Annotated in this window: 14 protein-coding genes and 2 tRNA genes; 5 read left to right on the forward strand and 11 right to left on the reverse strand. The window is 70.5% G+C overall.

The window, feature by feature from the left end; all coding sequences use genetic code 11:
• Positions 1-1,824 (forward strand): Stk1 family PASTA domain-containing Ser/Thr kinase, encoded by a 1,824-nt coding sequence (gene pknB, locus GD748_RS04755; protein ID WP_152193991.1) that lies wholly within the window; start codon positions 1-3, stop codon positions 1,822-1,824.
• Positions 1,825-2,005: 181 nt separating this feature from the next.
• Here pknB and GD748_RS04760 read toward each other — a convergent pair whose 3' ends face one another.
• A complete protein-coding gene (locus tag GD748_RS04760) occupies positions 2,006-2,626 on the reverse strand; it encodes an aminodeoxychorismate/anthranilate synthase component II (protein WP_152193992.1) in 621 nt (206 codons plus the stop codon).
• 67 nt (positions 2,627-2,693) lie between these two features.
• The gene (locus tag GD748_RS04765; RefSeq protein ID WP_152193993.1) at positions 2,694-3,536 is read right to left on the reverse strand and encodes a DUF881 domain-containing protein; all 843 of its coding nucleotides are present in this window, start codon (positions 3,534-3,536) and stop codon (positions 2,694-2,696) included.
• Positions 3,537-3,697: 161 nt separating this feature from the next.
• Here GD748_RS04765 and GD748_RS04770 point away from each other — a divergent pair, with 161 nt between their 5' ends.
• Together GD748_RS04770 and GD748_RS19410 are read left to right on the forward strand one after the other, a co-directional pair.
• On the forward strand, positions 3,698-3,952 hold the full coding sequence (locus tag GD748_RS04770; protein ID WP_152193994.1) for a cell division protein CrgA: 255 nt from the start codon (positions 3,698-3,700) through the stop codon (positions 3,950-3,952).
• Positions 3,953-3,996: 44 nt separating this feature from the next.
• Positions 3,997-4,155, forward strand: coding sequence for a hypothetical protein (locus tag GD748_RS19410; protein WP_193312811.1), 159 nt, complete (start codon positions 3,997-3,999; stop codon positions 4,153-4,155).
• Between the two features lie 321 nt (positions 4,156-4,476).
• Here GD748_RS19410 and GD748_RS04775 read toward each other — a convergent pair whose 3' ends face one another.
• Together GD748_RS04775 and GD748_RS04780 are read right to left on the reverse strand one after the other, a co-directional pair.
• Positions 4,477-5,328 (reverse strand): rhomboid family intramembrane serine protease, encoded by an 852-nt coding sequence (locus GD748_RS04775; RefSeq protein ID WP_152193995.1) that lies wholly within the window; start codon positions 5,326-5,328, stop codon positions 4,477-4,479.
• 4 nt (positions 5,329-5,332) lie between these two features.
• Positions 5,333-5,854 carry a peptidylprolyl isomerase gene (locus GD748_RS04780; RefSeq protein WP_152193996.1) on the reverse strand — a complete coding sequence of 174 codons (522 nt, stop codon included), beginning with the start codon at positions 5,852-5,854 and terminating at the stop codon, positions 5,333-5,335.
• A 244-nt stretch (positions 5,855-6,098) separates the two neighbouring features.
• On the opposite strand from GD748_RS04780, the gene GD748_RS04785 reads away from it, so the two are divergent.
• Positions 6,099-6,911, forward strand: a complete 813-nt coding sequence (locus tag GD748_RS04785) for a hypothetical protein (protein WP_152193997.1) — start codon at positions 6,099-6,101, stop codon at positions 6,909-6,911.
• Between the two features lie 116 nt (positions 6,912-7,027).
• Here GD748_RS04785 and GD748_RS19415 read toward each other — a convergent pair whose 3' ends face one another.
• Together GD748_RS19415 and GD748_RS04790 are read right to left on the reverse strand one after the other, a co-directional pair.
• Complete coding sequence (locus GD748_RS19415; RefSeq protein WP_193312812.1) at positions 7,028-7,189, reverse strand: hypothetical protein; 162 nt, start codon at positions 7,187-7,189, stop codon at positions 7,028-7,030.
• 25 nt (positions 7,190-7,214) lie between these two features.
• Positions 7,215-8,396 (reverse strand): epoxide hydrolase family protein, encoded by a 1,182-nt coding sequence (locus GD748_RS04790; RefSeq protein ID WP_152193998.1) that lies wholly within the window; start codon positions 8,394-8,396, stop codon positions 7,215-7,217.
• Between the two features lie 207 nt (positions 8,397-8,603).
• Here GD748_RS04790 and GD748_RS04795 point away from each other — a divergent pair, with 207 nt between their 5' ends.
• Positions 8,604-8,921 carry a nucleotidyltransferase family protein gene (locus GD748_RS04795; protein ID WP_152193999.1) on the forward strand — a complete coding sequence of 106 codons (318 nt, stop codon included), beginning with the start codon at positions 8,604-8,606 and terminating at the stop codon, positions 8,919-8,921.
• Positions 8,922-9,038: 117 nt separating this feature from the next.
• On the opposite strand, the gene GD748_RS04800 is transcribed toward GD748_RS04795, so the two are convergent.
• The 5 genes from GD748_RS04800 to gyrA form a co-directional block, all read right to left on the reverse strand.
• Positions 9,039-9,114, reverse strand: a tRNA-Ala gene (locus GD748_RS04800).
• Positions 9,115-9,146: 32 nt separating this feature from the next.
• Positions 9,147-9,281 (reverse strand): DLW-39 family protein, encoded by a 135-nt coding sequence (locus GD748_RS19805; RefSeq protein ID WP_226920766.1) that lies wholly within the window; start codon positions 9,279-9,281, stop codon positions 9,147-9,149.
• Positions 9,282-9,331: 50 nt separating this feature from the next.
• Positions 9,332-9,405, reverse strand: a tRNA-Ile gene (locus tag GD748_RS04805).
• A 117-nt stretch (positions 9,406-9,522) separates the two neighbouring features.
• Positions 9,523-10,134: a DUF3566 domain-containing protein gene (locus GD748_RS04810; RefSeq protein WP_152194000.1), complete on the reverse strand. Its 612-nt coding sequence runs from the start codon at positions 10,132-10,134 to the stop codon at positions 9,523-9,525.
• Positions 10,131-12,770, reverse strand: a complete 2,640-nt coding sequence (gene gyrA, locus GD748_RS04815; protein ID WP_226920873.1) for a DNA gyrase subunit A — start codon at positions 12,768-12,770, stop codon at positions 10,131-10,133. Before gyrA ends, GD748_RS04810 begins: the two co-directional genes overlap by 4 nt.
• Positions 12,771-12,810 lie beyond the last annotated feature (40 nt).

The raw sequence follows: 12,810 nt of genomic DNA on the forward strand, positions 1-12,810 counted from the left end.
GTGGACGAGATCCCACGCGTTCTTGCCGGCCGCTACGAGGTGGGCGAGCTGATCGGGCGCGGCGGCATGGCCGAGGTGCACATCGGCTACGACAACCGGCTCTCGCGCACGGTGGCGATCAAGGTGCTGCGCTCCGACCTCGCCCGGGACGCGACGTTCCAGGCGCGGTTCCGCCGGGAGGCGCAGTCCTCGGCGGCACTGAACCACCCGTCGATCGTCGCCGTGTACGACACCGGCGAGGAGCAGGTGGCCACGTCCGGCGGCCAGCACGTCACGGTGCCGTTCATCGTCATGGAGTACGTGGAGGGCCACACCGTCCGCGGTCTGCTCTCCGGCGGGGACCCGGTGCCGATCGACGAGGCCGTGGAGATCGTCGTCGGGGTCCTCTCCGCGCTGGAGTACTCACACCGCGAGGGCATCGTGCACCGGGACATCAAGCCGGGGAACATCATGCTCACGCCCACGGGCGCGGTGAAGGTGATGGACTTCGGCATCGCCCGCGCGATGGCCGACTCCGCCGCGACGATGACCCAGACCCACGCGGTCGTCGGGACCGCGCAGTACCTCTCGCCCGAGCAGGCCCGCGGCGAGGTCGTCGACGCCCGCTCGGACCTGTACTCCACCGGGTGCCTGCTCTACGAGCTGCTCACCGGACAGCCGCCGTTCTCCGGCGACTCCGCCGTCGCCGTCGCGTACCAGCACGTCCGCGAGACCCCCCGCAGCCCCTCCTCGGTGACCCCGGACATCCCCGAGGTCCTCGACCGGGTGGTGCTCAAGGCGCTCGCGAAGGACCGCGAGGACCGCTACGCCGACGCCCCGCACATGCGCACCGACCTGCTCGCGGCCGTGCGCGGCGGTCGGGTCCACGCCCCGGCGACCGCGGTGTGGGGCGCGGCCGGCTCGCTCACCGGCGCGACGGCCGCGACCGCCCCGCTGGCGGCGGCCGAGGCCACCCGCGCCATGGGCGCCGCCCCGGCCACAGGCACGACCGCCACCGTCCCGCCGGAGGACGAGCCCCGGAGGTCGCGCTGGTGGATCTGGCTGCTCGCGCTGCTCGGCGTCGCGGCCGCCGTCGGGATCGTCTACATGTACCTCAACCCCGCCGAGGACGAACCGCCCCCGGTCACCACCGTGGAGATCCCGGACCTGAGCGGGCTCGACCAGGTCGGCGTCCGGCAGGAGCTCACGGAGGCGGAGCTCGTCCCGAACTTCGTCGACCCCGTGCCCTCGGACACCGTCGAGGTGGGGCTGTTCGTCCAGTCCAGCCCCCCGCCCGGCACTGTCGTCGACATCGGCTCCGCGGTCGACGTCGCCCTCTCCTCCGGTCCGGAGGCCGTCGAGGTGCCCGACGTCGCCGGCATGACCCAGGAGCAGGCACGCGCCGAGCTGGAGGCGTCGGAGCTGCGCGGCGGCGCGACCACCGAGGAGAACAACGCCGCGATCGGGGTCGGCGACGTCATCCGGACGGAGCCGGGCGCCGGCGAGCAGGTGGAGCCGGGCAGCACCGTGGACCTGGTCATCGCCAGCGCGAACGTGGACCTGCCGGCGCTGGAGGGGCGCCCGGAGGCAGAGGCGTCGCAGGTGCTCGACGACCTGGATCTTGGTGTGCGGATCGAGCAGGCGGAGTCGGCGGACGTGCCGGCCGGCAACGTCATCTCGCAGTCCCACCCCGCGGGTGTGGTGGCACGGGGTACGACCGTCACGCTGACCGTCTCCAGCGGCGCGCCGCCCGAGCCGACCCCGGAGCCGACCACACCGGAGGCCTCCGAGGAGCCGACGGAGCCGGGTGACGGAGCGACCACCGAGGCGCCGCCGGAGGGCTGACCGCTCCTGAGGACGTCGAGGGGCCCCTGAGCAGGCGACCGTACGGTGGCCGCTCAGGGGCTCTTCCGTCGTCGGGCGCGTCGGGTAGTCGTCCCGCGGGTCAGCGACGTCCGGCAACGTCTGCGAGGTCCGCGACGGCCAGCGAGCTCCGCGACGTCCGCGCCGGCCGGCAAGGTCGAGGTCAGTGCCGGACGAGCGGTGCGAGTCCCTCGGAGCGCGCGACCGCGCCGTCGTCGCCGGTCACGGCCAGCCAGTTGGCGAGGAGTCGGTGCCCGCCCTCGGTGAGCACCGACTCCGGGTGGAACTGCACGCCGTGCAGCGGCAGGGACCGGTGCTGCAGCCCCATGACGATGCCGTTGTCGGTCTCCGCGGTGATCTCCAGCTCGTCGGGGACCGTGTCCCGGACGACGGCGAGGGAGTGGTACCGGGTGGCGGTGAACGGCGCGGGTACTCCGGCGAAGACGCCGGAGCCGCCGTGGCTGACCCGCGAGGTCTTGCCGTGCATCAGCTCGGCGGCGTGCGTGACCACTCCGCCGTAGACCTCGCCGAGCGCCTGGTGCCCCAGGCACACGCCGAGCATCGGCAGCTCGCGCGCGGCGCACGCCTCGATCACCGCCATCGAGGCGCCGGCGTCCTTCGGCGTGCCAGGACCGGGCGAGACGAGCACGCCGTCGTAGCCGTCCAGGGACTCCGGCACGGCGTCGTTGCGCACCACGGTCGTGTCCGCGCCCAGCTGCTGCAGGTAGCCGACGATGGTGTAGACGAAGCTGTCGTAGTTGTCCACGACGAGGACTCGTGTCATCCCCGGCTCCCGGTGGTGTCGAAGAAGTGGTGCTCTGCCACCGCGGGGAGCCTCCAGGTGGACGGCGTCATGACTCACTCCCGGTACCGATGTCGTCGAGGACCTCGGCGTGCCGGAGCGCGAGCGTCCCTGAGTACGCGGGCATCTCGGTCTCGGTGAGGCCATTCATCGACCAGCCTAGCCCCACCGCCTCGACGTACTGGAGGTAGATCTGCACCCCGGGGGCAGCCAGCAGGGAGCTCTCCAGCTCGTCCGGGTCGCCGATGGCCTCCACGACGTACGGCGGGGAGTAGGTGCGTCCGGCGATGTGCAGCACGTTGCCCACGCACCGCACCCCGGTGGTGGAGATGACGCGGTGCCCCTGGACGGTCATCGCCTCCGCGCCACCCGCCCAGAGCGCGTTCATCACGGCCTCGAGGTCCTGCTGGTGCACCACCAGGGTGTCCGGTGCGAAGGCGGGGTCGGCGTCGTCGCGGGGCGGGGCGTCCCACAGCTGCACCCGCAGCCCCGGGCCCTTCACTGCCTGCAGTCCGACGGCGTTGGGTGGTCCGGAGACACCGTCGACCGCCTGCTTCCCCTGCGGCTGAGACTCGACGAAGGGCCGGATCGCCTCGCGCAGCTCGGCGTTCTCCTCCTCGAGCGCGACCAGACGGTCGGTCTCGGCACGGGCGAGTCCCTCGAGGTCCTGCGGGTGCCGGGCGTCGGTGCCGGCGAAGACCGACGCGTTGGTGGCGAAGAGCAGACCGGCGGCGAGGGCGACGACGGCGGTCGCCACCGACCCGCGCCGCCAGCCCGTGCGACGTCTGGTGGGCCCGCGCCGCGCCCCGGTCGCGCGGTGGCCGGACCCGGCCGGCTGGTCGTCGGGGACGGCGGGCGGGCGTGCGTCGGAGGAGGGCGGAAGGGCGCTCATGGTCCTCCTCCCGCGGGGCGGCAACGCGCCCTGAATCGTACGTGCGAGACTACGCTAGGTGATCGGCACGCCCCGGCGGGCGATGCCCGTGACAGCGTGCCGGAGGTTCCCGGCGCGGACGACAGCGGTGCCCCTCCGGGGCAGTACCCGTGAGGAGAGCCATGCCCGAGTCGAAGAAGCGCAAGAAGCCCACCACCCCTCAGCCTGCGGGCGGCACGGCTGCGGCGTCGCAGCGACCCAGCCCCCGGTGGTGGGCCCCGACGATGGTCACCCTCATGGTCATCGGCCTGGTCGCGGTGGTGCTGACCTACCTCACCCAGGGTGACCTGCCGGTCCCCGGCCTGGGCAACTGGAACCTCGCGATCGGCTTCGGCGTCATGATCGTCGGCTTCTTCATGACCCTGCGCTGGCGCTGAGAGCGCACCGACCGGCCGGGCAGCCCGAACATCTGGAGTCGACCGTGGGCGCACTGACCAGCATCGTCCTCGGGGCCGTCGGCCTGCTGGTCTTCTACTTCGTCACCCGCGCGGCGGTGAAGGGCGGAATTCTGGATGCGGATCGGGTCCGTGCGCGAGAGACGCACGGGACCTCGACGTCGGATCACCCCGCGCCGGAGTAGTCCCTTCCGAGCGTGCGGCCGGCACTGCGCGCGGGTGGTGCAACGCGCGGCTGCCGCTGCGGGTGGTTGGCGCTGCGGGCGGTTGGCGCTGCTTGCGGTTGGCGCTGCGTGACGTCGAGCGCGCCACTTTGCCCACAGAGATCTCCCCAGCTGGGGATACTCACACCGGTGTAACTATCCACCGCTGTGTACATCTCTGGGGATGGTTACACCCATGTCATCCACACCTGTGCACACGGGTGTGGACAGAACTACACCGATGTGATTCGCCGCCACTCGGCGCTCTGACAGGTGCACGCGACGTGGCCGTCCGACCGGTGCTCAGACAGTCGTGTAGCGCACGACGACGAGCGCAACGAGCAGCGCGGCGACGGCGACCGTGGCCAGCACGCCGAGGAGGGTGCGTCGCTCGCGTGGCGCGTAGACGTACGCGGCAGCCAGGACGGCGCCGGTGATCGCCCCGCCGAGGTGCGCCTGCCAGGCGATCCCGGCGATCACGAATCCGAGGAAGAAGTTGATGGCGATGAGCACGACGATCTGGGTCGTGTCCCGGCCGAACCGGCGCAGCACGAAGAACACGGCCGCGAACAGCCCGAAGACGGCGCCCGAGGCGCCTACCACCGTGACGCCCCAGGACGGGCCGGTGGGGTCGGCGAGGAGCAGGACGCCGACCGACCCACCGATCGCGGAGAGCAGGTACAGCGCGAGGAATCGCCAGCGCCCGAGGGCGGGTTCGAGGATGCTGCCGACGATCCACAGCGCGTACATGTTCAGCGCCAGGTGCAGCGCGCCGCCGTGCAGGAACGCGGACGTGATGAACCGGTGGGGCTCTGCCTCGGCGAGGGCGGGCATGAAGATCAGGTTGGGCAGGATCATCAGGCCGGGCACTCGCTGAGCCAGGTAGAGCACCACGCACAGCGCGATGATCGTGATGGTGACGACCGGCCGGTCCCCGCGCGCCCGCCCACCCAGCACGGTCCGCGCGACAGGCCTGCGGGCCTCGGCCTCGCGGACGCAGTCGACGCACTGCACCCCGACGGCGGCGGGCCGTTGGCAGCGCGGGCACGCGGGCCGGCCGCAGCGCTGGCACCGCACGTAGGAGACGGTGTCGGGATGACGAGGGCAGACCGGCACCTGCGGGGTGCCGGTCTGCCCGGGCTGCTGCGCCGTCATCGAGCTACTCGGAGACCGTCACCGAGTTGATGGTGATGTCCTCGACCGGGCGGTCGTTGCGTCCGGTGGCGGTCGTGCCGATGGTGTCGACGACCTTGCGCGACGCGTTGTCGACGACCTTGCCGAAGATCGTGTGCTTGCCCTGCAGCCACGTGGTGGCGGCAGTGGTGATGAAGAACTGCGAGCCGTTGGTGCCGCGGCCGCCACGCTTGCCGGCGTTGGCCATGGCCAGGACGTAGGGCTCCGTGAAGTTCAGCTCGGGGTGGATCTCGTCGTCGAACTCGTAGCCCGGGCCCCCGGTGCCGTTCCCGAGCGGGTCACCCCCCTGGATCATGAAGTTCGGGATGACGCGGTGGAAGATCACGCCGTCGTACAGCGGTCGGGTTGTCTCCTCACCGGTCGAGGGGTCGGTCCAGGCGCGCTTGCCCGTCGCGAGCTCGGTGAAGTTCGCGACCGTCTTGGGTGCGTGGTTCGGGTAGAGCTCGACAATGATGTCGCCGGCAGAGGTGTGCAGAGTTGCTTCCATGGCTCGATCCTCGCACGACGGGGGCCCCGGCGGCACGGCGCACCGGCGCGCGGTCCGGCTGGTGCCGGTAGCGTGTGCGCACGTGCTGGGCACCAGTGGCCACCAGGCGGCCGCTCCCCGGGACGGAACCATTCATGCACGGGCGCGTTGGACCTAAAGAGTGCAAGATGGAGGCCAGTGAAGCGCGGCCTACCGGACCGCGCGGACCGCAGGACCAGTCCTTCGAGACGACCAGGGAGAGCAGATGTCGCGCAAGCGCAAGACCAGCGAGATCGACACGGAGCGGGTGCGCAAGCAGGTCGCCGAGCTGGGTGCCCTCGCCGGCGCTCAGGCCTCGCTCGCGGGCAAGCAGGCTGCGCTGCTCGCCGAGCAGAGCAGGGACTGGGCCGCTCCCCGCGTCGAGGCGGCCGCGGCGTGGGCCGGCCCCAAGGTCGACAAGGCCTGGCGGGAGACCGTCAAGGTCGCGGCCCCCAAGGTCGAGAGCGCCACCGAGCGCGTCCGCCCGGCCGTCGACAACGCGTACGAGAAGATCGTCGACGACTACCTGCCGCGGGTGTCCAAGGCGATGCACGACGCCGCCGACGCCGCCGCGGGTGCGGACGGGATCACCTCCAAGGCCGGCAAGGCGGGCAAGGCCGCCCGGAAGGCGCTCAGCGAGCCGCCCAAGAAGAGCCACGGCGTCGCCAAGACGTTCGGCTGGATCCTGGTGGGGACGGCCGCAGCCGGGACCGGATACCTGCTGTGGCGTCGTAGTCAGCCCGTGGACGACCCGTGGGCCGAGGAGTACTGGGACGACACCACCGTGACGTCGCCCGCGGAGAAGCCCGCGGACAGCTCGCCGTCCATCGGCGAGAAGTCGTCCGCTGCGGCGTCCGACGCCAAGTCCAAGGCGGCGACGGCTACGTCGTCAGCGGCGACCAAGGCGTCCGACACCATCAAGAAGGCTGGCCACAAGGCCGACGACGCCGCGCAGAACGCCGGCGACAGCGTCGAGCAGGCAGGGGACTCGGCCGCCGCCAAGGCCGACGAGGACAAGGGGACCACCGGCACGGTGTGACCCCATGATCGTCTGACAGGAATGGCCACCGGTGCCCAGTGCGCCGGTGGCCCTTTCTTGTGTCGGCCATGATGGTCCCCGGCACCTCCGGCAACGGCTTCAGCTGCTGCTCACGTTCAGGCGTCGGCAGCGTGATCGGTCCAGACTGCCCGCAGGACGCGTACGACGTCCTCGATGTCGAGACCTTCGGCGGTGCCGGCGGCCGCCAGCTCCCTGGCTCGCGCGAGGATGTTCTGGGTCGTCGCGCCGGCCCACAACGCCTGGCGACCAGCCCTCACGTCTACACGCCCAGCATCGACAACCTCATGACCTACTGCCGCTGGTGGCAAGCACCGCCGCAAGTCCTTCTTGTAGGTCTTCGACGAAGTACTCGGGCACCTCCAGCGATGGGAAATGCCCGCCGGTGTCGGGCGACCTCCATCGGACGATCTGCCGGTACCGCTCCTGTGCCCACACCCGAGGCCACCTCTCGATGTCCCGGGGATAGATGCTTACCGCTGACGGGACGTCGACCCGGAGGTCGGCATCGAGCGAGTCGTGGCTTTCGTAGTAGATCCGGGCGGACGATGCGCCGGACCGCGTCAGCCAGTACAGGGTGACGTTGTCAAGGACTCTGTCTCTGGAGATCTTCTCGAACGGGCTGTCCTCGGTATCGGTCCACTCAGCGAACTTGTCCAGGATCCAGGCAAGGAGCCCGACTGGGGAGTCGACGAGCGAGTAGCCGATGGTCTGCGGTTGGGTCGCCTGCAGCTTCGCGTACGCCGCGTGGTGGCTCCAGAAGTCACGGGACTCCTCGATCGATCTGAGCTCGGCCGCCGTCAGCCCGGCGGTGGTCAGCCCGGGCGGTGGCTGCGCGACCGTTGTGTGGATACCGATGACGTGCTCCGGGAACCTGCCGCCGAGGATCGTCGTGATCACGCCTCCCCAGTCACCACCGTGGGCCACGAACCTGCTGTAGCCGAGCCTTCGCATCAGCTCCACCCATGTGGCAGCGATCTTTTCGATTCCCCACCCGGTCGTGACCGGCTTGTCGCTGTAACCAAAGCCTGGCAACGACGGGACGACGACGTGGAACGCCGGAACGTCTGCCCCTTTCGGATCTGCCAGCTCCTCGACGACGTCGACGAACTCGGCGATGCTGCCTGGCCAGCCATGCGACAAGATCAGGGGAGTTGCATCTGCGCGCGCGGATCGGCGGTGCAGGAAGTGGATTCCCAGGTCGTCGATGGTCGTGCGGAACTGACCGATCTCGTTGAGGCGCGTTTCGAACGACCGCCAGTCGTACCCGGTGCGCCAGTAGTTCACGACGTCTACGAGTTCGGCAAGGGGAACGCCCTGTTCCCATCGGTGAGGGTCGGGCGCGGGGTTCGACACCGTCTCGGCTTCCGGCAGCCGCGCTGCGGCCAGCCGTGCGCACAGGTCGTCGAGGTCAGTGTCGGCCGCGTGGGCCTCGAACGGCTCCACACCGCTGGCTCGGTGGTTCATGAGATGTTCCCTCCGGGTGAGCTGAGGTAGTGACCACGCCACGATCAAGAGTGGCCGCAGCGTCGGTGGCGCACCAGTGTGTGGGCAGGCGCGTCGACGAGCCACCCGCGTCGTGTTCGCGTCAAGGTTCCAACCGCTAGGGATCCGCTGACACGGCCCCTGCCATCAGTCCAGGCCAGGGTCGCCGCCCTTCGTTAGGCTGGATACATGGCCGTGACCGGGGACTCGCGCAATCTGCGCGAAAGCATCGCGGCACACCGCGACGAGCTGGACGGCGTGCTGCGCCGCTACCGCGCCCGCAACCCACGACTGTTCGGCTCGGTCGCGCGCGGAGAAGCGACCGCCGCGAGCGACATCGACATCCTCGTCGACCTGGAGCCCGACGGCGGCAACGAGCTCCTGCGCATCGCCGGCCTAGGCGAGGAGTTCAGCCAGGTGCTCGGCACCCGCGTCGACGTCGTCACGCCGTCGCTCCTGCGAACGCGAGTCTCGGAGACGGCCCTGGCCGATGCGGTCGCACTGTGACGCGACCCGCGGAGGAGCCGCATCACCGACATCCTGGAACGACTCGCCGCAGTGCTTGAGTCCCGGCCACCGGCAGACGCCGGGGATCCGGTATGAGTAGCCGAGCGGCCCATGCCGTGGTGGAGCCAGCGGGACTCGAACCCGCAACCCCCTGCTTGCAAAGCAGGTGCGCTACCAATTGCGCCATGGCCCCCTGCCCCGAGGGGCTGGGTGCATCGTATTCGATCAGCGAGGGGGCTCCTCGCCGAAGCTGTCGGTAACCTCGGCCCACAGGTCCCGCTCCTCACGGTCCTGGCGCACCTTGATCCAAGCGGCGTACCCACCGATCGCGGCGGCGGCCATCAGCAGTGCCTTCTTCATCGCGGTCCTCCTGGAACGTGCCCCTCGGGGCCCGCAGGGGCGGTACGGGGTGGGCCTAGCTGGACTCGAACCAGCGACCTCTTCCTTATCAGGGAAGCGCTCTAACCGACTGAGCTATAGGCCCGCGCACCCCGACGATCCGAAGATCAGCGGGGAGCGTGCGCTGTGCGCGCCGAGCAAGATTACCCCAGAGCCGGGGGTCGTCCCAAACCGGTGCACCCCGGGGTGACCAGACTCACGGTCAGTCGTCCGTCAGGGTGAGGTGCAGGCCTCCGACCAGCGCAGCGATGATGTTGTACAGGAACGAGCCGATCGTGCCGAGCGCCGTGAGCAGCAGGATGTCGACGACGCCGACGATGGTCGCGAAGGACATCACCCGGTCGAACTCGAGGTAGTCCATGAGCTGAAGGAAGTTCTCCGAGCCGATGGAGACGAGCAGCTCCTCGATGTCGGCGAACACGTGCATCGAGTCGAGCACGAACCAGACCACCGCGGTGGCGATCACGATCATGATCCCGAGCGCCACGGAGAGCAGGAACGACAGCTTCATCGCCGACCACGGGTCGATCCGCGAGATGGACAGCCGGACCCGGCGCGGACCGCCGGCCACCCGCTGCGTCGACGCCGGCCGGGGCTCGTCACCGGACGGTCGGGCCTGCTCCGGCGGCGGGGCGGGGGCCGGCGCGGCCGAGGAGGCCGACGGCGCCGTGCCGGCGGGCCGGCCGGCACCGCCGTCGCCCTGGAGGCGGTCGGCGAGGCTGCGCCTCAGCGTGGTGGTGCGGGAGGTGTCGTCCGGGCCGGGAGGAGGGGGCGGCGGGGTGTCGCCACCCGTGCCGGGCGTCGTCGTGCTCATGCGTCTCCTCCGTCAGGGCCGTCCGCGGTGGCCGCGCCGTCAGGGGACGACGCTACCGCGTCGGCACCCTCGGACGCCGTCCCGGCGGCCTCGGCCGCGTCAGCAGCCTCCTCGGGCGAGGCGGCCGTGCCGTCCGGGGTCGGTGCGGTGCCGAGCTCCTCGGCGACCTGACGGTCGGCGTTGCGGGCGACGGCGATGATCCGGTCGCCCTTGTCCGGCCGGGCGAAGGTCACACCCTGGGTGTTGCGCCCGGTGAGCGAGACCTCGTCGACGGCGGAGCGCACGATCTTGCCGCCCTGCATGATGACGAGCACCTCGTCGTCTGGTGCGGTCAGCAGCGCGCCGACGAGGTCGCCGCGGTCCTCGACGAGGTTGGCGACCTTGATGCCGAGCCCGCCGCGCCCCTGGACGCGGTACTGGTTCACGGCCGTCCGCTTCGCGAAGCCGCCCTCGGTGACGACGAAGAGGGCCGCGTCCTCGTACCAGTCCCGGACGACGTCCATGGCGAGCAGCTCGTCGTCGCCGCGGAACTTCATGCCGGTCACGCCGGAGGTGGCGCGGCCCATGGGGCGCAGCGCCTCGTCTGTCGCCGTGAACCGGATCGACTGCCCCTTGCGGGAGACCAGCAGCAGGTCGTCCTCTGCGTCGACCAGGCGGGCCGCCACCACCCGGTCGGGGTTGCCCTCCTCGTCCTCGCGCAGGTTGATGCCGATGACACCGCCCGTGCGGTTGGTGTTGTACTCCGACAGCCGGGTCTTCTTGACGAGCCCGCGCTGCGTGGCGAGCACGAGGTACTCGTTCTGCTCGTAGTCGCGAAGCGAGATGACCTGCGCGATGCTCTCGCCCGGCTGGAACGCCAGCAGGTTCGCCACGTGCTGCCCCTTGGCGTCCCGACCGCCCTCGGGCAGCTCGTAGGCCTTCGCGCGGTACACCCGGCCGAGGTTGGTGAAGAACAGCAGCCAGTGGTGGGTGGTGGTGACGCCGAAGTGCTCGACGATGTCGTCCTCGCGCAGCTGGGCGCCGCGCACGCCCTTGCCGCCACGCCGCTGGGAGCGGTAGTTGTCCGTGCGGGTGCGCTTGGCGTAGCCGCCGCGGGTGATCGTGACGACCACGTCCTCCTCGGGAATGAGGTCCTCGATGGACATCTCGCCGTCGAAGGGGACGATCGTGGTGCGCCGCTCGTCGCCGTACTTGTCGACGATCGTGGTCAGCTCCTCGCCGACGATCTCGCGCTGACGCTGCGGGGACGCGAGGATCGCCTTGAAGTTCTTGATCTTCGCCTCCTCCTCGGCGTGCTGATCCATGATCTTCTGGCGCTCGAGCGCGGCGAGGCGGCGCAGCTGCATCGTGAGGATCGCCTCGGCCTGGACCTCGTCGATCTCCAGGAGCTCCATCAGGCCGGTGCGGGCCTCCTCCACGGTGGGCGAGCGGCGGATGAGGGCGATGACCTCGTCCAGCGCGTCCAGCGCCTTGAGGAGCGCGCGCAGGATGTGGATGCGCTCCTCGGCCTTGCGGAGCAGGAACCGGGTCCGGCGGACGATGACGTCGACCTGGTGGTTGACCCAGTGGCGCACGAACCCGTCGAGGCTGAGGGTGCGCGGCACCCCGTCGACCAGGGCGACCATGTTCGCCGGGAAGTTGTCCTGCAGCTGGGTGTGCTTGTACAGGTTGTTGAGCACGACCTTGGCGACGGCGTCGCGCTTGAGCACGATGACCAGCCGCTGGCCGGCGCGGCCGGAGGACTCGTCGCGGATGTCCGCGATGCCGGTGATCCGGCCGTCCTTGACGCCGTCGACGATCTTCTGCGACAGCCGGTCGGGGTTGACCTGGTAGGGCAGCTCGGTGACCACCAGGCACTGGCGGCCCTGGAGCTCCTCGACCGTCACCACGGCGCGCTGGGTGATGGACCCGCGGCCCGTGCGGTACATGTCCTCGATGCCCCTGCGGCCGAGGATCTGCGCGGCGGTGGGGAAGTCGGGTCCCTTGATCCGCAGCATGAGCTCGCCGAGAAGCTCCTCCTTGGTGGCTTCTGGGTTCTCGAGGAACCACCGGACGCCGTCGGCGACCTCGCGCAGGTTGTGCGGCGGGATGCGGGTGGCCATGCCGACGGCGATGCCCTCGGAGCCGTTGACCAGCAGGTTCGGGAACCGCGAGGGCAGGACGACGGGCTCCTGGTTGCGCCCGTCGTAGTTGTCCTGGAAGTCGACGGTCTCGGCGTCGATGTCGCGGACCATCTCCAGGGCGAGCGGCGCCATCTTGCACTCGGTGTACCGCGGGGCCGCCGCCCCGAGGTCGCCGGCCGAGCCGAAGTTCCCCTGGCCGGCCACGAGCGGGTAGCGCATCGACCACGGCTGGACGAGGCGCACCAGCGCGTCGTAGATGGAGGTGTCACCGTGCGGGTGGTACTGCCCCATCACCTCGCCGACGACGCGCGAGCACTTGGAGAACGAGGAGTCGGGCCGGTAACCGCCGTCGTACATCGCGTAGAGCACACGCCGGTGCACCGGCTTGAGTCCGTCGCGCACGTCCGGCAGGGCCCGTCCGACGATGACGCTCATCGCGTAGTCGAGGTAGGACCGCTGCATCTCGAGCTGCAGGTCCACCTGCTCGATGTGGTCGCGCACGGCGACCGCGATCTCCTCGCCGACGCCGTCGGTGCCCTCGGTGGTGCCCTGG

It is taken from the genome of Georgenia subflava (genome assembly GCF_009193155.1).
GTDB classification, from domain to species: domain Bacteria; phylum Actinomycetota; class Actinomycetes; order Actinomycetales; family Actinomycetaceae; genus Georgenia; species Georgenia subflava.